Annotated in this window: 19 protein-coding genes; 11 read left to right on the top strand and 8 right to left on the bottom strand. The window is 51.0% G+C overall.

The genetic code is table 11. The features are described 5' to 3' along the window. Nucleotides 1-12: 12 nt before the first annotated feature. Nucleotides 13-1,731: an arginine--tRNA ligase gene (gene argS, locus NZM04_04690; GenBank protein MCS7063332.1), complete on the bottom strand. Its 1,719-nt coding sequence runs from the start codon at nt 1,729-1,731 to the stop codon at nt 13-15. Between the two features lie 4 nt (nt 1,732-1,735). Then, nucleotides 1,736-3,727, bottom strand: a complete 1,992-nt coding sequence (locus NZM04_04685) for a PHP domain-containing protein (protein MCS7063331.1) — start codon at nt 3,725-3,727, stop codon at nt 1,736-1,738. On the opposite strand from NZM04_04685, the gene NZM04_04680 reads away from it, so the two are divergent. Then, entirely contained in the window at nt 3,656-4,936 is a 1,281-nt protein-coding gene (locus tag NZM04_04680) for an ATP-dependent 6-phosphofructokinase (GenBank protein MCS7063330.1), read from the top strand. The two genes, NZM04_04685 and NZM04_04680, sit on opposite strands and share 72 nt — an antisense overlap. Nucleotides 4,937-4,982: 46 nt before the next feature. Here the strand turns inward: NZM04_04680 and xseA are convergent, their stop codons facing one another. The 4 genes from xseA to NZM04_04660 form a co-directional block, all read right to left on the bottom strand. Further along, nucleotides 4,983-6,290 (bottom strand): exodeoxyribonuclease VII large subunit, encoded by a 1,308-nt coding sequence (xseA, locus tag NZM04_04675; GenBank protein MCS7063329.1) that lies wholly within the window; start codon nt 6,288-6,290, stop codon nt 4,983-4,985. A gap of 9 nt (nt 6,291-6,299) precedes the next feature. Then, entirely contained in the window at nt 6,300-7,091 is a 792-nt protein-coding gene (locus NZM04_04670) for a TIGR00282 family metallophosphoesterase (GenBank protein ID MCS7063328.1), read from the bottom strand. A gap of 52 nt (nt 7,092-7,143) precedes the next feature. After that, nucleotides 7,144-8,922, bottom strand: a complete 1,779-nt coding sequence (locus tag NZM04_04665; GenBank protein ID MCS7063327.1) for a cation acetate symporter — start codon at nt 8,920-8,922, stop codon at nt 7,144-7,146. Nucleotides 8,923-9,158: 236 nt separating this feature from the next. Beyond that, nucleotides 9,159-9,941 carry a prohibitin family protein gene (locus tag NZM04_04660; GenBank protein MCS7063326.1) on the bottom strand — a complete coding sequence of 261 codons (783 nt, stop codon included), beginning with the start codon at nt 9,939-9,941 and terminating at the stop codon, nt 9,159-9,161. Nucleotides 9,942-10,030: 89 nt separating this feature from the next. Here NZM04_04660 and NZM04_04655 point away from each other — a divergent pair, with 89 nt between their 5' ends. The 9 genes from NZM04_04655 to NZM04_04615 are packed head-to-tail and all read left to right on the top strand — an operon-like array spanning nt 10,031 to nt 20,535. Continuing rightward, entirely contained in the window at nt 10,031-11,839 is a 1,809-nt protein-coding gene (locus NZM04_04655; GenBank protein ID MCS7063325.1) for a thiamine pyrophosphate-binding protein, read from the top strand. 9 nt (nt 11,840-11,848) lie between these two features. After that, entirely contained in the window at nt 11,849-12,898 is a 1,050-nt protein-coding gene (locus NZM04_04650; protein MCS7063324.1) for an Ldh family oxidoreductase, read from the top strand. Further along, nucleotides 12,877-13,554 carry an HAD family phosphatase gene (locus NZM04_04645; GenBank protein ID MCS7063323.1) on the top strand — a complete coding sequence of 226 codons (678 nt, stop codon included), beginning with the start codon at nt 12,877-12,879 and terminating at the stop codon, nt 13,552-13,554. The genes NZM04_04650 and NZM04_04645 overlap by 22 nt, the downstream gene beginning before the upstream one ends. Nucleotides 13,555-13,557: 3 nt before the next feature. Further along, on the top strand, nt 13,558-14,493 hold the full coding sequence (locus tag NZM04_04640; protein ID MCS7063322.1) for a glycosyltransferase family 2 protein: 936 nt from the start codon (nt 13,558-13,560) through the stop codon (nt 14,491-14,493). 7 nt (nt 14,494-14,500) lie between these two features. Further along, nucleotides 14,501-15,415, top strand: a complete 915-nt coding sequence (gene hpnC / locus NZM04_04635) for a squalene synthase HpnC (protein ID MCS7063321.1) — start codon at nt 14,501-14,503, stop codon at nt 15,413-15,415. Continuing rightward, the gene (gene hpnE, locus NZM04_04630; GenBank protein ID MCS7063320.1) at nt 15,397-17,577 is read left to right on the top strand and encodes a hydroxysqualene dehydroxylase HpnE; all 2,181 of its coding nucleotides are present in this window, start codon (nt 15,397-15,399) and stop codon (nt 17,575-17,577) included. Before hpnC ends, hpnE begins: the two co-directional genes overlap by 19 nt. A gap of 15 nt (nt 17,578-17,592) precedes the next feature. Further along, nucleotides 17,593-18,516 carry a hypothetical protein gene (locus tag NZM04_04625; protein MCS7063319.1) on the top strand — a complete coding sequence of 308 codons (924 nt, stop codon included), beginning with the start codon at nt 17,593-17,595 and terminating at the stop codon, nt 18,514-18,516. A gap of 10 nt (nt 18,517-18,526) precedes the next feature. Then, on the top strand, nt 18,527-19,675 hold the full coding sequence (locus NZM04_04620) for a hypothetical protein (protein MCS7063318.1): 1,149 nt from the start codon (nt 18,527-18,529) through the stop codon (nt 19,673-19,675). Then, nucleotides 19,672-20,535 (top strand): hypothetical protein, encoded by an 864-nt coding sequence (locus tag NZM04_04615; protein MCS7063317.1) that lies wholly within the window; start codon nt 19,672-19,674, stop codon nt 20,533-20,535. The genes NZM04_04620 and NZM04_04615 overlap by 4 nt, the downstream gene beginning before the upstream one ends. On the opposite strand, the gene NZM04_04610 is transcribed toward NZM04_04615, so the two are convergent. Together NZM04_04610 and NZM04_04605 are read right to left on the bottom strand one after the other, a co-directional pair. After that, entirely contained in the window at nt 20,520-21,956 is a 1,437-nt protein-coding gene (locus NZM04_04610) for an aspartate aminotransferase family protein (GenBank protein MCS7063316.1), read from the bottom strand. The genes NZM04_04615 and NZM04_04610 overlap by 16 nt on opposite strands. 58 nt (nt 21,957-22,014) lie before the next feature. Further along, the gene (locus NZM04_04605; protein ID MCS7063315.1) at nt 22,015-22,701 is read right to left on the bottom strand and encodes a TrkA family potassium uptake protein; all 687 of its coding nucleotides are present in this window, start codon (nt 22,699-22,701) and stop codon (nt 22,015-22,017) included. Between the two features lie 110 nt (nt 22,702-22,811). Here NZM04_04605 and NZM04_04600 point away from each other — a divergent pair, with 110 nt between their 5' ends. Beyond that, complete coding sequence (locus NZM04_04600; protein MCS7063314.1) at nt 22,812-23,381, top strand: hypothetical protein; 570 nt, start codon at nt 22,812-22,814, stop codon at nt 23,379-23,381. Nucleotides 23,382-23,384: the final 3 nt, after the last annotated feature.

Below are 23,384 nucleotides of genomic sequence, written 5' to 3'. Positions count from 1 at the left end.
GGGGTCTGTGGGTTACATTTCTTCGAGGGTGGGGATGCCGAGGAGGGAGAGGCCGTGGGCGAGGGTGTCGCGGGTCCAGGCGCAGAGGGAGAGGCGGGTGGTGCGGGTGTCGCCTTCGGTTTTGAGGATGGGGCAGTGTTCGTAGTATTGGTGGAAGAGGGTGGCGAGTTCGTAGAGGTAGGTGCAGAGGAGGTGTGGGCGGTAGTCGTGGAGGGTGTCGTCGAGGGCGTCTGCGTAGGCGAGGATTTTTTTGGCGAGGGCGATTTCGAGGGGGTGTTGGAGGGTGGGGATGGGGGTGCGTTGTGGGGTGAGGTGGGCTTTGCGGAAGATGGAGGCGATGCGGACGTAGGCGTTGAGGAGGTAGGGGGCGGTGTTGCCGTCGAGGGCGAGGAGGCGGTCCCAGTCGAAGATGTAGTCGAGGTTGCGGTTTTGGGCGAGGTCGGCGTATTTGAGGGCGCTGATGCCGATGGTGCGGGCGATGTGGGTGTGTTGGTCGGGTGGGAGGTCGGGGCGTTTTTGGCGGATGAGGGAGAGGGCGCGGGTTTCGGCTTCGTCGAGGAGGTCGCGGAGTTTGATGGGGGTGCCTTCGCGGGTTTTGAGGGGTTTTTTGTCTGGGCCGAGGATGGTGCCGAACCAGATGTGGCGGAGGGTGACGGGGTGGGAGGGGAGCCAGCGTCGGGCGACGGCGAAGAGTTGGCGGAAGTGGCGTTGTTGGCGGCCGTCGGTGACGTAGAGGATTTCGTCGGCGTGGAGGGTGAGGATGCGGTAGCGGAGTGCGGCGAGGTCGGTGGTGGCGTAGAGGTAGCCTTCGTCGGTTTTTTGGATGAGCATGGGGGTGTGGCGGAGGTCGGGGTCGTCGTCGAAGAAGATGGCGATGGCGCCTTGGCTTGGGCGTGCGATGCCGAGGGAGAGGAGGTCTTGGACGGTGTCGTGGAGCCAGGGGTGGTAGAAGCTTTCGCCGAGGATGAAGTGGAAGTGGATGTCGAGGCGGTCGTAGAGGGGGAAGAGGGTGCGGAGGGTGTGTTGGCAGAAGGTTTTCCAGAGGGCGAGGTTTTCTGGGTCGCCGCGTTGGAGGCGGACGAGTTCGTCGCGAGCGGCTTGTGCGGTGGTGGGGTCGGTTTTTTCTTCTTGGGTGATGCGTTGGTAGAGGGATTCGAGGTGGGGGATGGGGTTTTGTTCGAGGGCGAGTGGGGAGCCGTAGCGTTTGTAGGCGAGGAGGATTTTGCCGAATTGGGTGCCCCAGTCGCCGAGGTGGTTGATGCGGGTGACGCGGTGGCCGGTGAAGGTGAGGATGCGTGCGAGGACGTCGCCGAGGAGGGTGCTGCGGATGTGGCCGATGTGCATTTCTTTGGCGACGTTGGGGCTGCTGAAGTCGATGATGATGTGGCGTGGGTGTGGGGTGGTGGGGATGCCGAGGCGTGGGTCGTGGTGGTGGGTGTTGAGGAGGTGGAGGATGCCGTGTGGGGTGAGGCGGAAGTTGATGAAGCCTGGGCCGGCGATTTGTGGGGTTTCGAAGAGGGGGTGAGGGGGTAGGGCTTGGATGAGGGTGTGGGCGAGGGAGGTGGGGGTGGTGGAGAGGGTTTTGGCGTGGGTGAGGGCGAGGTTGGTTTGGTAGTCGCCGTGGGCGGGGTGTGGGCAGGGTTGGATGGGAGTGGGGGGGAGGTGGTGGAGGTGGAGGGTGGGGAGGGCTTGGGTGAGCCATTGGGTGAGGTGGTGGCGTGGGGAGATCATGTTTTTAGGCGTAGGTGAGGTGGGGGAGTGGGGTGGTGGGGGTGGTGGGGGTGGTGGGGGGTGGGGTGTAAGGGGGGAAGGGGTGGGGGATGGGGTGGGTGAAGCGGTGGCCGCGGTAGAGGGTGATGGCGATGTTGAGGTTTTCGCGGATGCATTGTTTGATGGCTTCGGGGTGTTTTTCGCAGTAGAGGAGGGTTTTCCAGGAGTGGATGTGTTTGGGTTTGTGGAAGTCGCTGTTGGCGAGGAAGGGGAGGCGTTTGAGGCCGATGGGGGTGTAGAGGTCGTCGCGGTTGGCGATTTCCCAGGCGTCGATGAGGGGGATGAATTCGTCGAGGTGTTCCCAGAGGTAGAGGGTGTTGCGGCCCCAGGTGGATTGGAATTCGTGTGGGTGGGAGGCGACGGCGAGGGCGCCTTGGGCGTGGATGGCGTGGATGGTGTCTTTGAGGGAGAGGGAGGGGTCGATGGGGTGGGTGAGGTCGAGGCCGAGGAGGTGAGCGGATTGTTTGGGGGTGAGGCCGTCTTTGTTGAATTCGATGCCGGTGAGGAGGATCATGGAGTATTTTTGCCAGGCGCGTTTTTTTTCTTTTTCGATGGTGTCGAAGTAGTCTTGGATTTGGTGTGGGGGGAGGACGAGGCCGGTGAGGTTGCAGAGTTTGCCGATGAGGCGGCGTGGGTCGCAGAGGTGGTCGGTGATGGCGAGGCAGTCGAAGCGGCGTTGGCCGTAGAAGTCGACGAGTTCGCGGATGGTGAGTTTGCCGTCGGAGTAGGTGGTGTGGGTGTGGAAGTCGCAGAGGAGGATGGAGGGGTGGGTGGTGGGGGTGGAGATGTGGGGGGGAGGGGTAGGGGGGGGTGTGGGGTGAGGGTGGGGTGAGGAGGGGGTGTGGGAGAGGATGAATTCGGCGATGCGGAGGGCGGCGTCTGGGCGTGCGGCTTTTTGGAGGTTGGAGCGCCAGTAGCTCCAGAGGGCGGCGTTGTGTTGGAGGGCGTGGGTGATGTGGCGGGCGACGTCGGAGGGTTTTTCTGCGAGGATGCCGCCTTGGAGGTGGCGGATGAGGTCGTAGTTGCCTTCTTCTTGGCCTGGGACGATTTGGTTGATGATGATGGGGCAGGCGGCGGCGATGGCTTCTTGGATGGTGGCGCCGCCGGCTTTGGTGACGACGAAGTGGTGGGTTTTGAGGAGGCGTGGCATTTGGTCTGTCCAGCCGAGGACGTCTGCGCGGTGGGTGGCGTGGAGTTTATCGATGATGTGGAGGATGGTTTCGCGGAGGCGGTGGTCTTTGCCGACGGCGATGGTGAGGTGCCAGGTGTGGTTTTCGAGGAGTTCTTTGACGATGCGTGGGGCTTTGGATTTGCCGGAGTTGATGATGTAGAGGATGCGTGGGTGTGGGGGGTTTTGTTGGGTGAGGTCGGGGAGTGGGGGGAAGCGGTGGGGGTCGGCGAATTCGATGGGGACGGGGAAGCCGAGGTTTTGGATTTGGTGTGGGGGGATGTGTTGTCGGAGGAGGATGTCGGCGGTTTGTTGGTTGGGGACGAGGAAGTAGTCGCTTGGGGTGCGATACCAGAGGGAGTTGATGGAGATGGAGTCGGTGATGATGGTGAATTGGGTGATTTCTTGGGCGTGGCCTTCTTGGCGGAGTTCGTTGAAGAGGTAGTTGTAGACGGGGTAGGTGGAGACGATGGCGTCGGGTTGGTGTTCGCGGAGGAGGTTGGCGAGGGAGGCTTTCATGCGGGAGAGGGTGGCGAGGTTGTTTTCGAGGATGGGGGTGTTGTCGAGGAGGTCGTAGATGGTTTGCCAGAGGCGTGGGGTTTTGTTGATGGCGGTGAGGTAGAGGCGGCGCATGAGGTCGTTGAATTTGCCGTAGCAGGTGTGGAAGAGGTCGTGGATGTCGGCGGAGGCGTCGGTGCCGGCGATGGTTTCGATGGCGTGTTGGATGTTGCGGGCGGCGGTGTTGTGGCCTTCGCCGAAGCCTGCGGTGAATATGAGGATTTTCTTCACGGGGGTAGTGATAGGGGTGGTGGAGGCTTTCGACAAGCTTGGGGTGAGGTGGGGGTGGGGGTAAAATTTTTGGTGGGTGGGGTGGAAGATGGCTTGCGTGTGGAGGCTTGTTTGCTAGGAGAGGGCGGTATGTCTATGCGTATTGGTATATTGACGAGTGGTGGGGATTGTCCTGGGTTGAATGCGGTGATTCAGTCTGCGGTGTATTCGGCGCATCGTTTGGGGTGGGAGACGATAGGGTTTATTGATGGGTATGAGGGGTTGTTGCGGCCGGTGCGTTATAAGGTGTTGACGCCTGAGAATACGCGGCGGATTATGAGCACGGGGGGGACGATTATTGGGACGACGAATAAGGGGCGTTTTGTGGCGAAGGTGGGGCATGGGGAGAGGGCTAAGGTGCCGGCTGAGGTGATTGCGGAGGCTAAGCAGACGTTGAGGGATTTGGGGGTGGATGCGTTGATTGCGGTGGGTGGGGATGGGTCTTTGACGACAGCTCAGCAGTTGTTTGAGGAGGGGGTGCCGGTTGTGGGGGTGCCGAAGACGATTGATAATGATATTTCGGCGACGGCGATGACGTTTGGTTTTGATTCGGCGGTGGAGTGTGTGATGCGGGCGTTGGATAGCTTGCAGACTACGGCTGCGAGCCATAAGAGGGTGATGATTGTGGAGGCAATGGGGCGGTATGCGGGGTGGATTGCGTTGTATGGGGGGATTGCGGGTGGGGCGGATATTATTTTGATTCCTGAGATTCCGTTTTCGTATGAGAAGATTTTTAGGGATGTGCGGGATCGGTTGGATGCTGGGGCGGAGTATATTATGATGGTGGTGGCGGAGGGGGCGAAGCCGATCGGGGGGGATTATGTGACGAGGTCTATGCGAGGGTGTGGGGAGGCGAGGTTGGGGGGGATTAGTCAGGTGATAGCGGAGGCGATTCAGGAGAATACGGGGCGGGAGGCGAGGGCAGTGGTGTTGGGGCATTTGCAGCGGGGGGGGAATCCGACGACGTTTGATCGGATTTTGGGGACGCGTTTTGGGTGTGCGGCGGTGAAGTTGATAAGGGAGGGGAAGTTTGGGCGGATGGTGAGTTATCTTAATTATATGATTGGGGATGTGTCGATTGCGGAGGCGGTGGGGCAGTTGAAGTTAGTGCCTGTGGATCATCAGATGGTGCAGATGGCGCGGGATTTGGGGGTGTCGTTTGGTGATTGAGGTGGGGGTGGGGGATGGGCGGGGTGTCTTTGGGTTGGTTTTATGGCTAGTCGCAGATGCGGGCTGGTGCTGAGCCGTCGTGCCAGTGGATGGTGACGGATGATTTGTTTTGGGCCTGGCTGCGGGACAGGATGTAGGTGCCGTCTGGGGATTGGATGAGGGTGAATCCGCGTTTGAGGGTGGCTTGGACGTTGTAAATTTCTAGGATGGCGCGGAGTCGGTGGTAGTGTTGTTTTTTTTGTGCGAAGATTGTCTGGATGACACGAGGGTGGATTTTGTCTGCGAGGGTGAGGTAGGTTTGCCGTTTTTTTTGGAGGACTTCTTGAGATGCACGTTGGAAACGGTCGGTCGCAATCTGATAGGACTGGAGCCATGGGAGGAGGAGTTGTCGTGGGGATCGGAGAACAAAAGATTGGGTGGACCGTTTGAGGCGTGCGGATAGGAGGGTGAGGCAGTGTGTGAGGTGGCGGTGGAGGCGTGTTTTTAAGGATTGGATTTCGTCTCGCCATTCTTGCCAGTCGCGGACAGCGATCTCTGCAGCAGCAGAGGGTGTGGGGGCTCTGATGTCTGCAGCGAAATCGCTTAGTGTGAAATCTGTCTCATGCCCGATGGCTGAGATGGTGGGTAGGGAGGATTGAGCGATTGCACGCACGACGATTTCTTCGTTGAAGGCCCATAGATCTTCAAGAGAGCCACCTCCTCGGGCGATAATGATGAGGTCGGCTTTTGCATCAGCATTGGCTTTTTGGATTGCCGCGACGATTTCAGGTGGGGCTTCTGTGCCTTGAACGCGTGTATCGTAAACGATCAAGTGAAGGCCAGGGGCGCGTCTTGAGAAGACTTGTATTAAGTCGTGCAAGACAGCACCTTGATGTGAGGTGACGATGGCGATTGTCTTGGGGAAAATTGGCAAAGGCTTTTTCTTCGAGGGGTCGAATAGGCCTTCGTTTAGGAGTTTTTGTTTTAAGATTTCAAAACGTCTCTGGAGATCGCCTTGTCCGATGGTTTCGATTTTTTCGACGACGAGTTGATATTGTCCGCGTGGTTCGTAAACAGTTATTTGTCCGGAGGCGATGATTTCTGTGCCTTCTTCAGGAAAAGAGGGGTGTAGGGATAAAGTTGAGCGAAATAGGACGGCTGCGATGAGTGCTTGAGAATCTTTAAGTGAAAAGTAAATGTGGCCAGCGGCAGAGAGTTTAACGTTGGAGATCTCTCCTCTAACCTTGACAAAACCGATTTGGGATGTGAGCGCTTTGCGGATGCGGCGGGTGAGGGAGGTTACAGTCTCGATTTCTGATTCTGCAGGAGTGAAGAGATTTGCCTGGGGTTTGGTTTTGAGGATTGGGTCTGGCATATGGGGGGGTTATGGGAAATGGACGGGGTGTTGGATACGTTCACAGGATATGGCTTTGCCGGTGGTTTCGTCGATCCGGACGCAAAATCCATCAGCTTGAGGTTGGCCTGATGCGATGTGGAATTTTTGAGGTAAGGCGGTGCGATACTTTGTTACGACACTTTCAACGTCTCTGCCTATAATTGAGTCGTGACCACCACAAAATCCTGCGTCCGTGAGGTAGGCTGTGCCTCCTGGCAAGATTTTTTCGTCAGCGGTTTGCACATGGGTATGGGTGCCGACAATCACGCTGGCTAAGCCATCCATGGCGCGGCCAAAGGCGATTTTTTCTGAGGTTGTCTCGGCGTGAAAATCAATCAAGATGCATAGTGTCTCTTGGCGTATAGATTCTAGGACTGGAGGTATAGTGAGGAAAGGATTGTCAACGGCGGGTGCCATAAATGTGCGACCTAGTGCGCATACGACGCCGAGTTTTTTGCCGTTGCCTGATACAATGATGTGGCCTGATCCTGGGGCTCCTGCTGGGAAGTTTTGTGGTCGTAAAAGGCGAGGTTCTTGTGAAAAAAAAGACATGATTTCTTTTTGATCCCAGACATGGTCGCCGAGTGTGATGACATCTACGCCAGCGCGAAGTATTTCGTATGTGATTCGACCGGTGATGCCTTGTCCCCCTGCGGCATTTTCACCGTTTACGACAACGAAGTCTGCTTCGTATTTGGATTTGAGAAAGGGGACGGCCTTTTTGATAACTTCTCGCCCCGGTTCACCCACGACATCGCCTAGAAATAAGACTGTGAGCATAAGACGACCCCATCTTGGCCAAAATACGGTGAGGCTCAAGACAGCAGGATGATTAAGCAGCGGGGGAACTAGCGGGGTGTTTTGCTTTTGAGGTGAGCTTTGAGACAACAATCAATACCGTCCAAGCCAGAGGGATACTGACGATTGCCGGTTGACTAAATGGAGCGAGGGCCGTCTGCGGATCCCACCCGTAAACGTGCTGATAGGCTTCCTTGCTGCACAAAACCCAGGCTAGGGAAAAAATTAGTCCTACAAAAATTGAGGCGGCTACCCCTTGTTTCGTAGTATTTTTCCAGAATAAAACCATCACTAGTGCAGGAAGATTGGCTGAAGCAGCGATGTTGAACGCCCAACCTACGAGGAACGTCACATTCATTCGCTCGAAGATGATCCCGAGCAACATACTGATGCTTCCAACAAGCAAAGCAGCAAGCTTTCCCGCACGCACTTTTCCTTCATCGCTAAGTTGGAGCTTAAAATAATTGGACATTAAATCGTGCACGACAGCTCCGCTTGCTGCGAGGATTAAGCCGCATACCGTTCCGAGCACAGTCGTAAATGCAATAGCCGATATCAGCGCAAACGGCAATTCGCCGAAAGTGCGGGCGAGTAGAGGTGCTGCCATATTAGAGTTTGTCATGTCCAACGCTCCACAAGACATAGCGCCTAAGCCGAGATAGAGCGTGAGTAAGTAAAACGCTCCGATGGTAATGATCCCAACGACTGTGCTTTTTCTTACTGCTGCTTGGTTTTTTACTGTGTAATAACGGATGAGAATATGTGGCAGCGATGCTGTGCCAGCAAAAAGCGCTAGCATCAGTGAAACAAAGTCTATTTTGGCACGCCAATCCTCACTGCGGAGGCCTTGGAATGTCGGTGTTCCCCCCGGCACAAGTAATTCACTGCCAGGTTTTATTTCTGGACGATAAATGGTCGTCACGGCTGTGACTTCTGCTGTTTTTTCAACGATGCGATTTTTTTCCATTCTCCAAACTTCGATTTGAGCATCTTGAAAATATCGTAGATAATCGATGGGGTTGAGTGGGCCTGTCTTTGAAATTTGGTTGGGCAAAGCGATAACTCGTCCAGCTGGCGGAAGCTCGGCTTGATTTTCACCGTGTCCCTGTTGAATGCCGTTAATTAAAACGCGACGTGAGCCATCTGCTTGCTGTAGGATCGTGACACGCTGCTCTTGTCCTACTGGAGGTCTTGTCTCAAGGCCACGATATAGAATGCCGCACGTCATCAAGGCACAAAAAAGAACCAAAAGCGCACCTTTGATAAATTGCACCCAAGTTGTCGAAATCATACCGGCCGTGATAACTATCGTGGTGACGACTGCGCCGACAAGAATCACGCCCTGCCAATGTTCAAGACCTAGCAAGGGCTTGATTAGCGCTCCAGCGCCGACCATTTGCGGAATCAAATAAAACACACTGACAACGAGCGTGCTAATGGCTGCCGTCATTTTGATTTGCTGAGAATGAAAACGCTGATCTAACGCGTCTGCTAAGGTATATTTGCCTAATTTCTTAAGCGGCTCCGCGATCACAAACAGTGCAACAATCCAGCCAGCTAAATATCCGATGGAATAAAGGAAACCATCATACCCGAAAAATGCGATCATTCCGCATATCCCTAAAAATGAAGCTGCAGAAAGGTAATCCCCTGCAAAAGCGACTCCATTTACAAACCAGTGCACTTGTCCGTGCGCTGCATAATAGCCTGATGAGGAGCGTGCTCTCGAGCCGAGATAAAAGCTGATTCCCAGCACCAATGCAACAAATAATCCAAAAATAAAAACCGTTAACCAAGAAGCCTCATAGATCATAAGTCGCCTTCCATGTCGTCATCATCAGCTCGATGAAAAAGGAAAATAATAGCCAACAGAATCGCGCTGAGTATAAGGCTTGTCCCGTATATCACGGCGAGGTTAATCCCCCACGCGATCCGAAGCTCCATTGTCTGGGGCCAATAGGCATTCAAGATTACAAAGCCCAAATAAGCACTAAGATATATGGCAAATAATCCAAGGCGGACATGCATGTTGTGAGTTATTAACTCGAATTACCTTAATGGTAAAATCACATTGGCACCCCCTTGGCTGACGGACACCGTCGAAGGAGCTTTACCATCCCAGCGCTTTACGATTTCCAAGTCAATTATACGTGGACTGTTGGCCAGTGCTTCTCCACGTATTTTCACCGCTTCTGCTTCAGCTCTGGCATTAACGATGGTAATTTCAGCTTCTTTCTTGGCTTTTTGTAGTTCGTATTCTTTTGCCAAAGCCTGTTGTTCCATTACTTGCTTGAGCTCAATGGCGCGTTGAAGTTCATCTGTCAGGGCGATATTCGTCAACGGAATGTCCACCACCTCAATCAGGCCTGAGAGGGATTCACGGACGAGTAAGAGAGCGTCTTGTTTTACTTTATCTCGGTTTTTAACTAAATCTTCAGCTTTGTATAGGGCGGTGATCTGTTTAATCGAATTTTGCACGCGCGGATCGATCAAGCTTTTGAAAATATCCCCCGCATAATTTTGATACAATCTGACGACATTTTCAGGTGGCACTCTGAATAACACAGAGTAAGAAATTTTAACTGTCTGGAGATCGGAACTGAAACAATCTGCTACGCCATTTACAGTTTCTTGTCGCACAGAGAATAAAATAATATCCTCGATAAAAGGTTTTTTAAAGGTCAACCCTTCTGCACGCGGCACAGGATCTACTTTGCCCAAAGTGACTGATATTCCACGCGTCCCTGGGGGCACGACTTTCCAGCATGAAAAGGCAAGCACTACGCCAACGATTAGGATAGGAGTAATTAGTGAAATGTATCTTGGGTGCATAAAAATGCCCTAGTCATCTTTCTTGTAAAAAACAAGTAAGAACCAAAGACTCGCCAAATTCTCAGCTCGCTGATAAGAAGCCGGGCCTGATGAAAGTTTCTGAGTTCATCGCAAACGTAATAGCCCAGTTGGGAGTGCGTCATGTTTTCACAGTGTCAGGGGGCGGGATGCTTCATATTTTAGAGGCTATACGTCAACACCCTGACCTTGAATACGTTTGCAATTATCATGAGCAAGCCTCTGCGATGTCTGCCGAAGCTTATGCTCGCGTAAGAGAATCGATCGGCGTCTGTCTGGTGACATTTGGTCCAGGCGCCACAAACGCGATCACAGGTGTGATGGGTGCATGGCAGGATTCTATTCCGCTTCTTGTTATTTCAGGCCAGGTTAAATCAACGGATACCATTTCCGGCGCTCCTCTGCGACAGCGAGGGATTCAAGAGGTGGATATCATCCCTATCGTAAAATCCTTTACAAAATATGCTGTTCAAATACGTCATGAAAACGAAATCGAAAGTCACCTTTATCAAGCATTAATCCTCGCTCTGAGTGGGCGTCCTGGACCTGTGTGGATTGATGTTCCCATGGATATTCAAGCACGCCAGATGCCTTCTGTCTCCATGGATTTCCACATAGAGAGTTTGTCGCAAGAGCTACACTCAGATCATCTCGACCCCTCGATAGAAGCCCAATTTAAAGCAATCCAAGCTCCTTTCAGCTCAGCTAATCGCCCGCTTCTATATGTTGGTAATGGAGTTCGTCTCGCGCATTCTGTTTCAGCGATACATGAACTCGTCGAATCATGGCAAATTCCCATAGTTAGTTCGTGGAATGCAGCAGACATCATCCCCAACGACCACCCTCTCTATGTCGGGCGACCAGGTATCTATGGGCAACGTGCTGCTAATTTTGCTCTGCAAAATGCTGATTTTCTTTTAACAATCGGCACGCGCCTCTCCATTCCCCAGATTGGATATGAAATTAAAGAATTTGCGAGGGCTGCCTATAAAGTGATGATCGATATCGATGCGGGTGAACTCTCCAAATTCAAGGAACACTTCCAACTTCTTATCCAATGCGATGCAGCTCTGGCGATTCGAGAGCTAAAAAAAATCATTCCCCCTCCACCCGCTCAGATTGAGGATTGGAGGCAGCGTTGCAAAAATTGGGTTCAAAAATATTCGCCAAATTTGCCGGAGTATGCTCTAGCCCAAGATGGTCTGAACTCTTACACGTTCTGCGATTGGCTTTCTCAGCACATGCCTGAGGATGCAATCGTCGTAACAGACATGGGCACAAGTTTTACAGGCACCTATCAAGCCATCACAATTCGGAAGCGACAACGCATCATTACGTCAAGCGGACTTGCTTCGATGGGATATGGCATAGGATCAGCAGTTGGCGCTTCATTTGCGGATCGGCAACGAATTGTGATTTGTCTCACCGGCGATGGCGGCATTCAAATGAATCTTCAAGAGCTAATGGCGATAGCTCATTATCGTTTACCCGTGAAAGTGGTCATCTTAAATAATAAGGGTTATCTCACCATTCGTCACACTCAGAATGCGCTTTTCCAAGGCCAATTTGCGGCCTCCAGTCCAGATACAGGAGTCACTTGTCCAGATTTTCAAAAAATCGCTGACGCCTACGGGTTGCCCTACCTATGCTTTTCCTCTTCAGCGCAACTACCTCATGAAGCCCCCGATTGGCTTTATTCAAAGGGCCCACTGGTGTGTGAAGTAAAAATGCCCTACATGCAGCCTCTTGTGCCTAAAGTCTCCTTCAAACAACTACCCGACGGCCGACTGGTTTCACCTCCACTTGAAGATCTCTTCCCTTTTCTGCCGAGAGAAGAGTTCAGGGCAAATATGCTAATCCCAATCCTAGAAAAAGAGTAATTTTATCCCATGGTGCGGCTTCCTCATTCTCAAATTCAAGCATGGATCGAGCGTGCCCTAGTAGCGGCACAGGTTTTGCCAGACCACGCTAAAATCATTGCCCAAGCGCTCGTTCAGACAAGCCTCTGGGGAATCGATTCACATGGAATTGCTCGATTACCTCACTACCTTAATCGCTTGACACGACGCTCTATTAATCCACGGCCTGTGTTTCAATTTGAACGCACGGGACCTGCCACTGGGCGATTCAATGGGGACCATGGGCATGGGATCGTTATCTGTTTTGAAGCTTCCCGACACGCTGTTAATCTGGCTCGCGAAGTAGGCGCCGGAGTCGTCGGGATTTTCCATTCTTCCCATTGCGGCGCCATCGGCTTGTATTCCAGAGACATTGCTAAAAAGGGTCTCATCGGTATTGTCTTCACACATTCCGACTCTTTTGTCGTTCCTCATGGTGGAAAAAAAGCTTTTTTCGGAACAAATCCGATTTCGATTGCGCTGCCTCGTCCTGAACCTCTTGAGCCTGTCTGCCTCGATCTTGCTACAAGCATTGTTCCATGGAACCGCATCATGAATGCTCGTAGAGAGAATACTCCAGTGCCCCTAGGTCTGGGAGTAGACGAAAACGGTGAAGAGACCACTGACCCTCATCGAATTGTCGCCCTAAAACCGGTCGGAGAGCATAAAGGCTATGCTCTGGCGTTTGTTATTGATGCACTCTGCGGTCCTCTGAACGGCATGCCCTTTGGTCCACATATACCTAAAATGTATGGCGATCTAGATCAATACAGATACCTTGGATCGCTTATCATAGCGATCGATCCCAATCGATTCATCGGCCTTGCCCATTTTGCTTCAACTGTAGATAGAATGTGCCAGGAAATAAAAAGCGAAAACCCATCGATTCTATTTCCGGGTGAACCCGAAATTCGAAATGCTCAACAACGTTCTACTGAAGGAATACCAGTTGAGGACGCTCTGATCAGTGAGCTCGACGCTTGGGCTACACGTCTAGCTCTTCCTACTTTTTCAACCTTATGTCATACCCCCGTTCTATAAAGGGCATTCTCTTAGACTATGATGGGGTGCTAGCTGATACGATGCCTGATAATCACAAGGCTTGGGCTCAAGCTTTCGCAGAGCACGGGGTGCAAATTTCACAAAATGAATACTACCTTCTAGAAGGTAGCGGTCGTCTCGTCGTATCCCAAACTTTATGCCGCTTGCATGGGATTCCGCTTGAAAACGCTGAGTCGATTGCCAGGCGCAAGGATGAAATTATGGTTCATCATTCGGCAAGTAAGCTTTTTCCTTCCATACTTCCAGCGCTACAAGACTGGAGCAATCGGTCAGTCGCACTCGGTCTTGTCACAGGTGCCTCTCTCTCGCGTGTTTTGGCTAAAATCCCGAAAGAGGTTCGCGATTATTTTCACGTGATAGTGACCTCAAACGATGTCACACACACCAAACCCGATCCCGAGCCTTATGCTAAAGCGATCCAGAGACTAGGTTTTCCTCCAGAGCAGTGCCTTGTGATCGAAAATGCTCCTCTCGGGATTCGCTCTGCAAAAGCAGCTGGGGCATACTGTTTCGCGATAATGACGACGTTGCCCAAAAGTTATCTCCTAGACGCCGACCTAATATTTCCCGATCATGAAGGCTGTTTTCAATTTATTGCAAGGCTTCTACACTCCCAGCATTCACCAGGATCCTAAACTATGAAGAAGTTCATAAGCATAGTCACACCTTGTTATAATGAGCAAGGAAATGTGCGGGAAATTGCTCAAGAAGTGCGAGCAATCATGGAGGCGTTGCCGCAATACGAGTATGAACACATTTTTATTGATAATGATTCGCGGGATAAGACGCCACAGCTTTTGCGCCAAATGGCTGCTGAAGATCGACGCATAAAAGTTATTTTTAATTCTCGAAATTTTGGCCACATCCGTTCTCCTTTCTACGGCATCCTTCAAGCTCAAGGAGAAGCAGTGATCTTCATTGTTTGTGATTTTCAGGATCCACCAAGACTGATCCCTGATTTTCTGAAAAAATGGGAGGAAGGTTATCGGATTGTGATAGGGGTGAAGACCACTAGCAATGCCGCGCCGATCATGCATGCTGTTCGAACCTTTTACTATCGCCTGCTCAACCGTCTCTCTGAAATTGAACTGGTAAACAATTTCACGGGTTTTGGGCTTTATGATAAAAGTGTCATTGAAATACTACGCCGCATTCACGACCCTTACCCTTATTTCCGAGGACTAATCTCTGAAATCGGTTTCTTCCCGCATGCCTTAATCGAATACGACCAGCCGGCTCGTCGTCGTGGATTTTCAAAAAACAACTTCTATACTCTTTATGACTTGGCGTTACTAGGTATCACAAATCACTCCAAAATCCCCCTTCGCCTCGCTACGTTGATAGGATTTGTCTCCTCGATTCTCTTTTTTTTCATCGCCTTAGCTTACCTGATCGCTAAACTTCTCTTTTGGCAAACTTTCCAGCTCGGTATAGCACCGCTTATAATCGGTATCTTCTTTACAGCCTCGGTTCAACTCTTCTTTATCGGGATACTCGGAGAATACATAGGCTCAATTCACACCAAGGTCATGAATCGGCCGTTAGTTATCGAAAAAGAAAGATTAAATTTCTAAGCTAGACATGCCTTCTCTCACAGCTGATCTAGATTCCGCTTACGCCTATTGCACTGAGCTAGCATTGAAGCACTACGAAAATTTTCCTGTTGGTCGTCTAGTTCCCAAATCAATTAGAAAACACGTCCATGCCATTTATGCCTTTGCCCGTCATGCAGACGACATGGCTGATGAAGGCTATCCTAATTCTTTCTCGACAAACTTCAATCAACCTACCACTCCATCGGCTCGTCTCGAAGCCCTTGACAATTGGGAACGCGAGCTGATGAATATGGACCACTCATCCCATCCCGTCTTTATTGCCTTACGCCATACTATCAAAGAATTCGATTTGCCCATCACACTTTTCACCGATTTGCTTTCAGCTTTTAAGCAGGACGTTGTCAAAAACCGATATGCAAATTTTGATGAAGTTTTAGACTACTCGGCACGCAGCGCAAATCCTATAGGCCGTCTAGTTCTCTATCTTCACCGTCAAGCCACACCTCAAAATCTCGAAGCCTCCGATAAGATCTGCACCGCTCTTCAAATCACCAATTTCTGGCAAGATGTTTCGGTAGATATCCTCAAAGATCGCTTATATTTACCGCTTGATGAATTGGCTCGATTCGGCATCTCCGAGCGGCAAATCCTGACTCAAACTGCTCCACTTCCAGCCTACAAAGCACTCATCCAATTTCAAGTCACTCGCACTGAGCAATGGTTCCAAGAAGGATTTTGCTTGATTTCTAGGCTTCCCTGGCCGCTCAACTTCGAAATTGCTCTCACGTGGCACGGAGGCAGACGAATCCTGGATAAAATCATCGCCTGCGACTACAATACACTATTTCACCGTCCTAGACTCAAAGCCTTTGACATCCCGCTGCTTCTTTTCCGTGCCCTCAAATCTCTCTGCAAGAAACCATGCAGTTTCAACAATTAACTAGCACCCAGATCACTCGTCGCAGCGGATCGAATCTAGCTCTTTCTTTTGTCTCCCTTACCAAGGCCAAAAGACAAGCGATGAGTGTTTTCTATGCTTTCTGCCGTGTTATTGATGATGCTGCGGACGACGAAACACTCCCCCTTTGGGAAAAACGCAAGCAGTTGGAATATTGGCGAAACGAAATCGCCGCCATCCCCTCTCAGTCTTGTAAATCTCCTCTCGGACGCGAGCTTGCTCTCATCACACATCAATATCGTATCTCCACCCATCTGTATCAAGAAATCCTTCTAGGCGTAGAGACCGATCTCACTCAAATGCGATATGCCACTTTCAATGACCTCTCTCAATACTGCTATCGCGTAGCCTCAGCTGTCGGCTTAGTCAGTATCGAAATATTTGGTTACAAATCGCCCTTGATTAAAGAATACGCAGTCGCCTTAGGCATGGCTTTTCAGCTGACCAATATCCTCCGTGATGTCAAAATAGATGCCGCACGAGGCCGAATTTATCTGCCTCAGGAAGAACTCGCTGAATGGCAAATCTCCGAGAGCGATATCCTTACCTCAGTCTGGAATTCACGAGTTCGTGAATACTTCCGCCATTTCGCCCTTCGCGCTGAACACTACTACAACAGAGCCCGACGTTACTTATCTCATGAAGAATACGACAACATGCTTGCGGCAGAACTCATGCGCGAGATCTACTGGGCTATACTCCAAAAAATCATCCGAAACGATTACAACGTTTTCGCCCGTCCTATTGGCTTATCCAAAATTGAAAAGCTTTATCTCATCTTTAAGAACCTATTTTCCCCTTTCCAAAAAAAACCACGCTTCAATCCCCCTAAAAAAGTTTTAATCATCGGCGCTGGATGGGCAGGGCAAGCTGCTGCACTGACGCTGGCGCGGCAAGGCCACACAGTGACGCTCCTCGAAGCGCGGAAATTCATGGGAGGCCGCGCCCATAGCTTCAAAGAGTTGACCATTAATGAAACCATTGACAATGGTCAGCATATTCTCATGGGCTGTTACCGTCATACGCTAAAGTTTTTAGATGAGCTTAACGTCCGCAAACATCTCTACGAACAAGAGGCTCTTGAGCTTCATTTCTTCACCCATGAAGGCTATGCGCACTTTTCAGCCAAGCCGGGATATACACCATTCCCTTTGCTTGCTGCACTATTTAAATTTCCTCTTCTTAATTGGTATGATCGCCTCTGCATCCTCAGGCTTTGTATCAAGCTTTCCTTGCGTCTTTTGCCCGACATCCAGCTCAATGCTCGCGAATGGCTACAGAACGAGAATCAGACTGCCCAAGCGATTAAAATCCTCTGGGAGCCTTTATGCCTAGCGGCGATAAACCTCCCGCTCGAGACTGCCGCAGCCTCCCTCTTTGCTGAAGTAATTCACCGCACGCTTTGTTCTTCATCCCTAGATGCACGCATTATTCTGAGTCGAGTGGGCCTCACAGAGCTCATTGAAAATCCAGTAAAAAACTTTCTTCGTTATTGTAACGGAGAGGTTATCCAAGGGCAACCAGCACAATCCTTTGAATTTGAGGATCGACGCATACGGTCGGTTCGTTATGGCACGGATAAAGAATGGAAAGGCGATGCCATTATCAGCGCGATCCCCTGGCATAGCTTAAAAAAACTCATCCCACAGGAATCAGACCTCTTCCAAATTTGCTCGATCTTTTCTGGGTCGAGTATCCTCACATGGCAACTCTGGTTTGATGCAGAAATCTTCCCTCAGCCCTTTGTTGGCCTTATAGATTCTCCCATCCATTGGATCTTCAACAAAAACGCTTTCAGCTTACACCCATCAAAAAACGGGTTTCCTTACATCTTCGTCATTAGCGGGGTAGAATCCATTGAAGGCTGGACGAGCGAACGCCTGGAGAAACTTGCACTCGACGAATGTCACCGTTTTTTCCCCGCCTCTCGACACATAAAAATTCTTCATCGCTATTTCTACAAATCTCAAGACGCTACATTTGTCGCTTCACCTTCGGTCGAGCCTTATCGCCCAGGCGTTCGCACTGAATGGCAAAACTTAGTCCTTGCAGGTGATTGGACAGATACTGGCTTACCTGCTACGATTGAAGGAGCAGTCCAAAGCGGTTACCGCGCAGCAGCCTTTGTAGACGATGTTTTGTGATTCTTTTCAACTACAATGCGCGTTATATCTCCTTTCCGAATTCTGAAGCAAAGCGTCTCCCAGCTCATTTTATGTATTCACTTCTTTTACCTTCTCACAGCCGCGCTCTCCTTATCGATTGTTCCCCAATGGCCTAGCCTCATACAGCGTCGCGGTGCGGATTTCCTCTGGCCACTTTACTGGGCGCATGCTTTCCCCGAAGAAAAAGTCATTACATCAATTTTAATTCTTTATCTTTTTGGAACGTTATCCGCTGCGTGGCTGCCGCAGTCTAGACTCGCCCGCATGCTCGCCTTCCTTGGCCTATTCTTCTATCACGCATGGAATAACTCTTTTGGAAAAGTCGGCCACAGCACACATCTATATGTGCTGATCTCCTTGCTCTGGATTTTTCTTCCCTCAGCACTTTGGCACGAAAGCCAAAGGAACAAAAAGACTACCCTTCTTGCACTCGACTTATTCGAAACTGCACGCTTTTTGATCCTTCTTACTTATACCCTTGCTGGCGTCAGCAAATGCATCGCAGGCATCTACCAATTTCTAAATAACCAGCCTTCTATCTTTTCCCTCGATGCTATGAGTCGTCATATCGCTGCACGACTGCTTGATTCAGGAAACACTAGCTTCCTAGGACCTTGGCTCATTCAACATCCCCTTGTCGGTTTCATTATGCTATGGGGAGCGATCTATCTTCAGGCCTTCGCATGTCTTGCTTATTTTCGTCCTGTGATTGCCGCACCGTGGGCAATCGGCTTAGCTTTATTTCACATCGGTTCTTACTTCACGTTGACGATTCACTTTCCCCACAACATCATTCTCCTCACCCTCTTTTTCATCCTCTACAAACCCGTTGGCATTCCTCCTATCACAATCAAAACCTTCCTTTTGCAACTGCCCCTGTGGGGAGACCTCCTTCGATTTCTCAAAATCCTAAAATAAGCCTCCTCCTATGGCGTTTCCACGCGTTCTCATCCTAACTTCCAGCACAGGAGGCGGTCACAATGCCAGAGCCTATGCCTTACAATCATGGATAAAACAAATTCACCCAGATGCCGAAATCATGATTTACAAGGTGTTAGAGCAAACCCACCCGCTCTATGCCTTCGGAGTGAGCCTCTACAACACCATCCAACGTCGTGCACCCATTCTCCATCAAATTTATTTTCATTTTTTAGAAATCGCTGCCTTACACCGCTCTCCTGCGGCACTAATCGGCAAAAAACGTTTCCTATCAGTCTTAACAGACTTCCAGCCAGATATTATCGTCAGCGTCCATGCCCATACTAACCACGCCTACTTCGCTCTCTCACGCAAAGCCTTGCGAGTGCCGCCTCTGTGCGTGACATATTGTGGCGAATTCACCGGTGGCTACGGCTTCAGCCGTCATTGGGTCAATCCTGATGCAGATGCCTTCATAGGCGCGACATCTGAAACCTGCTCAGCCGCTCTTCACCACGGCATGAATCCACAAAAAATTTTTCACGGTGGTTTTCTCTTAGATCCTCGTCTTTCCCGTCCTCCATCGAAAGATCGCGATACCATGCTCCGCTCAGTTCAACTCGATCCCGATAAATGCACGATCATCGTGCCAGCTTCAGGGTCTGGAGCTCAGCAACATCTAAAAATCTTAAAAGCCCTTTTGCGTGTCTCTTCTCCCCTACAAGTCGTTTTCTTTTGCGGACAAGATACAGCCTTGATACGGAAAATCTCACAAAGTTCGACGAATGAGTTGAGGTTGCGGGCTTTTCCCTATACGACGGAGTTACCCGACTGGCTTCGAGCAGCTGATGTGATCATCACTCGTCCCGGCAGTGCCACCACAAGTGAATCGATTCTTGCTGGCTGCCCGATTGTTCACCATGCCTTTGGAGGCTTGATGCCTCAAGAATCGGTGACGTTGCGGTATTGCTTGGCGCATAAACTTTCTTTCTACGTTAAAAACATCTCTGAGCTTTCAGAATGTATCGCTCGCCTTTCTTGTGATCAGGCACTTCTGGAAGCGACGCGAAAATCTCATGAAGAGCATTCTTTTTGGAATGTCCCAGCTCTTATTCAATACCTCTTGGAATTATGGCAGAGACGTCGTGTGAGATCATGAAAGTCAAGTCCTACGAAGAGTGGAGCTGTGAACGCGAAAACGCGCGCCGTCGTGCTCGCCAGTTTCTCGATCCTCATCTTGAGCGGCGTAAGCGAGGATCCAAACACCCCATATATGATTTCCTTTTCGAGTATTATTCATTCCGTCCTTCTCACCTTTTGCGCTGGTCGCCCGGACTTGATGTTTTTTTGGAAAAAGCCACCAGTGCAGATCTAGCGCCCCGATGGGCTTGCATAGATGAATCAGGAGCCTATCTCGACCGTAAGAAAATGCCCCGCCATCGTTTTGAGAGTTGGCAGTGGATTTTGCAATTGCTCATGGAAACAGAAAAGCGCTCACCTCAATACGCCTGTTTTGGTCTTCACGAATGGGCAATGGTCTATCGAGGGGAACGGCGACACAACACCACTCCTTTGCGAATCACAGAGGAGTGCTTGGAAAACGTGCTTCTCTCTCAAGGGGTGCGTTGCACTCATTTTGATGCTTATCGTTTTTTTACTAAAGCCGCTTTGCCTCTCAACGCGTATCCTCTCAAAGCTGACACTCGCATAATCTGGGAGCAACCTGGCTGCATCCACGTCACGATGGATTTATACAAGTGGGCTTACAAGCTCTGGCCATGGATTGATACCGAATTGATTCTTGATGCGCTGTTCTTGGCTATCGAAGCACGAGAAATCGACATGCGCGCCAGCCCTTATGATCTGAGCGCATGGGGCTATTCAGCGATAGAGATTGAAACGGCCGATGGCCGCGCTTTGTATCAACGTTTGCAGCAGGAATTAACTCAGAAAAGCCGTGATATTCGGAAACGTTTGATTTGTGCTTATCAAAGGGCACTGGTTTACAATGCCGCGTAGAGCGCATCTTCTTCTTGCTCTTTGGGAGTGCTAGCTCGCATGGCTTTGAAAAAGTTTTGACCCATATCCCATATGGGCCCGGGGAATTTGCGTAAATCACTTAGGACTGAGTCTAAAGCTCCAATGAAGTAATGGATATCGGCTTCGGTGCAGACGAGCGGAGGAAGAATCTTAACGCAGTCCAACTTATTTGCAGCCACTTGAGTTAGGATGCGGTGTTTTTGCAGTAAGGGAGTGACGATGAGCTGAGGGAAGAGGCTTGGGTCCAAAGCATGGATAGCTTTCCAGCCCATCTTCAGTCCGAGCGAATTGGGTTCGGCAAATTCGATTGCTGCCATCAAGCCTTTTACGCGCACTTGGGAGATAATCTCGTGTCGGGTTGTTAATTTCTTGAGTTCTGCCTCGAGAAGTTGGCCTAACTGTGCTGCTCGATCATGGAGCTGTTCTTTTTCGATGATATGGAGAGCTGCAAGGCCGCAGACGCAGGCAAGGTTGTTGCGTCCGAAGCTTGTGGAGTGAACGATGCAGCGATCAAGTCTGGAATAGACTTTTTGGTAGATGGATCGTCGTGTGATGATCGCAGCCGCAGGGACGTAGCCAGCGGATAGAGTCTTGGCTAGGGTGATGATGTCAGGTTCGAGTTTCCAATGCTCAAAGGCAAACCACTTTCCTGTGCGTCCTAGTCCGGTCTGCACTTCATCGCAGATGAGCAGCGCTCCGTATTTTCGGCAGAGTGCTTGAGCTGCGGGATAATATTCGTCGGGTGCATAGTAAACGCCTTTGCCCTGGATTAGCTCAAGAATAAAGGCTGCGACGTCACCTTTTTTTAGTTCGCGCTCGAGCGCTTCAAGGTCACCTAGGGGGACATGGGTGATGTCGGGGAGAAAGGGGCCGAAGCCTTCGTGGAAGAAAGGATTGGCTGTGACTGAGAGTGAGCCGTAGGTGAGTCCGTGGTAGGAGTTTTTAAGGGAGACGATGCGAGGGCGTCCGGTAGCGCAGCGGGCGAATTTCAATGCGCCTTCGACGGATTCCGTTCCGCTGTTGCAAAGGAAAACGGCGTTGAGGTGGGGGGCACCTTGTTGGGCTAGGCGTTTGACTAAGGCTTCAGCTAGTAGGCCGCTTAGGAGTGCTGAGTCCATCTGGACCATGTTTGGTAAATCGAGATCGAGTATGTCGCGGATGGCTTGTTTGGCGATGGGGTGGTTGCGGCCGATATTGTAAACGCCGAAACCGGAAAGGAAGTCGAGGTAACGGTTGCCTTCTTGGTCGTAGAGGTATTGTCCTTCTGCGCGTGCATAGACTTTGTCAAAACCGATCATGCGTTGGACTTGAACGAGGGTGCGGTTGAGGTAGCGCTCATGTAGGGTGTAGTTTTCACCGAGTCGTTGTTTGACGATGTCTTTGATGGGGAGGAATTGCATATGGGTTGTTAGGCTAGTTTTTTTTCTGAGAAGTGCAATGTAGGGAATTGACGAAGGATTAGCTACGCTTGGCGCATTCAGTTTCGAATTCGTCGATGTTTGTGCGTCGGCCGGTGATTACTAGGGTGTCGCCATCAAGTAGGACGAGATCGGGGGTGGGCTCGTAAGTTTCGGGCTCTTTAGTAATGGAGGTGGTGTTGGGGCGCTTGATGAGGACGACCGTGATTTTGTAGCGTGCGGGTAGGCGTAGGTCGGAGAGTTTTTGATTGTGGAGCTTGTGGCCGATTTGAATTTGAGCGAGTTGGTATTCTCCGCTGATGGGGATGCGATCGGCGAGGGAGCCTGCACGTAGGGTTTCGGCGAGGCGGTATGCGATGTCGCGAGTCGGCAGGACGACGAGATGTGCGCCAAGTTTTTCGAGGACGTAGGCGTGTTTGGGGTCAAGGGCGCGGGCGATGAGTTTTTTGACTTTGAGCTCTTGCAGGGCCAGTGTGGCGAGGATGTTGCTTTGCATGTTGTCGCCGATTGCGACGACTACGGCGTCGGCGTCCTGGACGTCGGCGGCGCGGAGGTCGTCGGGGTCTTCTGCGTTTAATTCGATTGCGTGGAATCCGTCTTCAGCTAGGTCTTCGACGCGTTTGGGGTTGATATCTGCGATGAGCACTTCGCAGCCGAGTTGTGAGAGTCGCGTGGCGAGGCTTGAACCGAATCGGCCGCCTCCGATGATGAAGATGCGTTGCGCCATAGGGTGTGTTGGGGGGATTGTAGTGGATTGGGTTATTTTTGGATAGCCTTTATGTGGGGGGGCAGAAGTGGGGCTTGGCTCGTGTTTGAGTTTTTGTTTAATTTGCGCGGATGAGCACAGGTGGGCGGTCGGTAAGGAAACGCTCGGCTCCACAGGAGATACGGTGGAGGGTCGAGGTGCCTTTGTTTAAGGTGCAAGAGGTGGTGTTGTGGGTTGTGTTGATGGGGTTGATGGGGATGATGCCGTTGGGATTGATTGCGGCGTTGGAGTTAGGGTCGGGTGTAAGGGGGGTGATGCGGGCGATGAATGCGGTGGGGCCATTTATTGGGGGGATGATTGGGTTGTGTGTTTTTCTTTTTTTGTTGTTGGTGTATGGGGTGCTGAGGAATCGGCGAGTGGCGGAGTATACGTTGAATAGTGAAGGGATTAGGATTGTTTACTCGATAGCGCGGGGGAGGGGTCAGGAGGAGTTGTTTGAACAGTTTCTTAATTTTTTAGGTCTTTGTCCGGGGGAGCAGTTTATCCCGTGGAAGCAGATTATGAGGTGGGAAAGCGATGTGGTGCGGTGGAGGATTTACTTGCAGGTGAAGGGTAGGGGGCGTGTGGTGGTGGCTGGGACGCAGGCGATCTATAAGGAGGTGATGGCTGCGATTGATTATTGGTTGCAGGTGGTAGAGTAAGAG

The organism is Candidatus Methylacidiphilales bacterium, from assembly GCA_025056655.1.
Lineage (GTDB): Bacteria > Verrucomicrobiota > Verrucomicrobiia > Methylacidiphilales > JANWVL01 > JANWVL01.
This window is presented reverse-complemented; position numbering and strand designations above follow the sequence as displayed.

Bases quoted from the DNA above. Each gene is read 5' to 3' on its own strand.
- argS (MCS7063332.1), bottom strand. From the start codon at position 1,731: ATGATCTCCCCACGCCACCACCTCACCCAATGGCTCACCCAAGCCCTC.
- NZM04_04660 (MCS7063326.1), bottom strand. From the start codon at position 9,941: ATGCACCCAAGATACATTTCACTAATTACTCCTATCCTAATCGTTGGC.
- NZM04_04655 (MCS7063325.1), top strand. From the start codon at position 10,031: ATGAAAGTTTCTGAGTTCATCGCAAACGTAATAGCCCAGTTGGGAGTG.
- NZM04_04645 (MCS7063323.1), top strand. From the start codon at position 12,877: ATGTCATACCCCCGTTCTATAAAGGGCATTCTCTTAGACTATGATGGG.
- NZM04_04625 (MCS7063319.1), top strand. From the start codon at position 17,593: ATGCGCGTTATATCTCCTTTCCGAATTCTGAAGCAAAGCGTCTCCCAG.
- NZM04_04650 (MCS7063324.1), top strand. From the start codon at position 11,849: ATGGTGCGGCTTCCTCATTCTCAAATTCAAGCATGGATCGAGCGTGCC.
- NZM04_04610 (MCS7063316.1), bottom strand. From the start codon at position 21,956: ATGCAATTCCTCCCCATCAAAGACATCGTCAAACAACGACTCGGTGAA.
- NZM04_04605 (MCS7063315.1), bottom strand. From the start codon at position 22,701: ATGGCGCAACGCATCTTCATCATCGGAGGCGGCCGATTCGGTTCAAGC.
- xseA (MCS7063329.1), bottom strand. From the start codon at position 6,290: ATGCCAGACCCAATCCTCAAAACCAAACCCCAGGCAAATCTCTTCACT.
- NZM04_04600 (MCS7063314.1), top strand. From the start codon at position 22,812: ATGAGCACAGGTGGGCGGTCGGTAAGGAAACGCTCGGCTCCACAGGAG.
- hpnE (MCS7063320.1), top strand. From the start codon at position 15,397: ATGCAGTTTCAACAATTAACTAGCACCCAGATCACTCGTCGCAGCGGA.
- hpnC (MCS7063321.1), top strand. From the start codon at position 14,501: ATGCCTTCTCTCACAGCTGATCTAGATTCCGCTTACGCCTATTGCACT.
- NZM04_04665 (MCS7063327.1), bottom strand. From the start codon at position 8,922: ATGATCTATGAGGCTTCTTGGTTAACGGTTTTTATTTTTGGATTATTT.
- NZM04_04615 (MCS7063317.1), top strand. From the start codon at position 19,672: ATGAAAGTCAAGTCCTACGAAGAGTGGAGCTGTGAACGCGAAAACGCG.
- NZM04_04620 (MCS7063318.1), top strand. From the start codon at position 18,527: ATGGCGTTTCCACGCGTTCTCATCCTAACTTCCAGCACAGGAGGCGGT.
- NZM04_04670 (MCS7063328.1), bottom strand. From the start codon at position 7,091: ATGCTCACAGTCTTATTTCTAGGCGATGTCGTGGGTGAACCGGGGCGA.
- NZM04_04640 (MCS7063322.1), top strand. From the start codon at position 13,558: ATGAAGAAGTTCATAAGCATAGTCACACCTTGTTATAATGAGCAAGGA.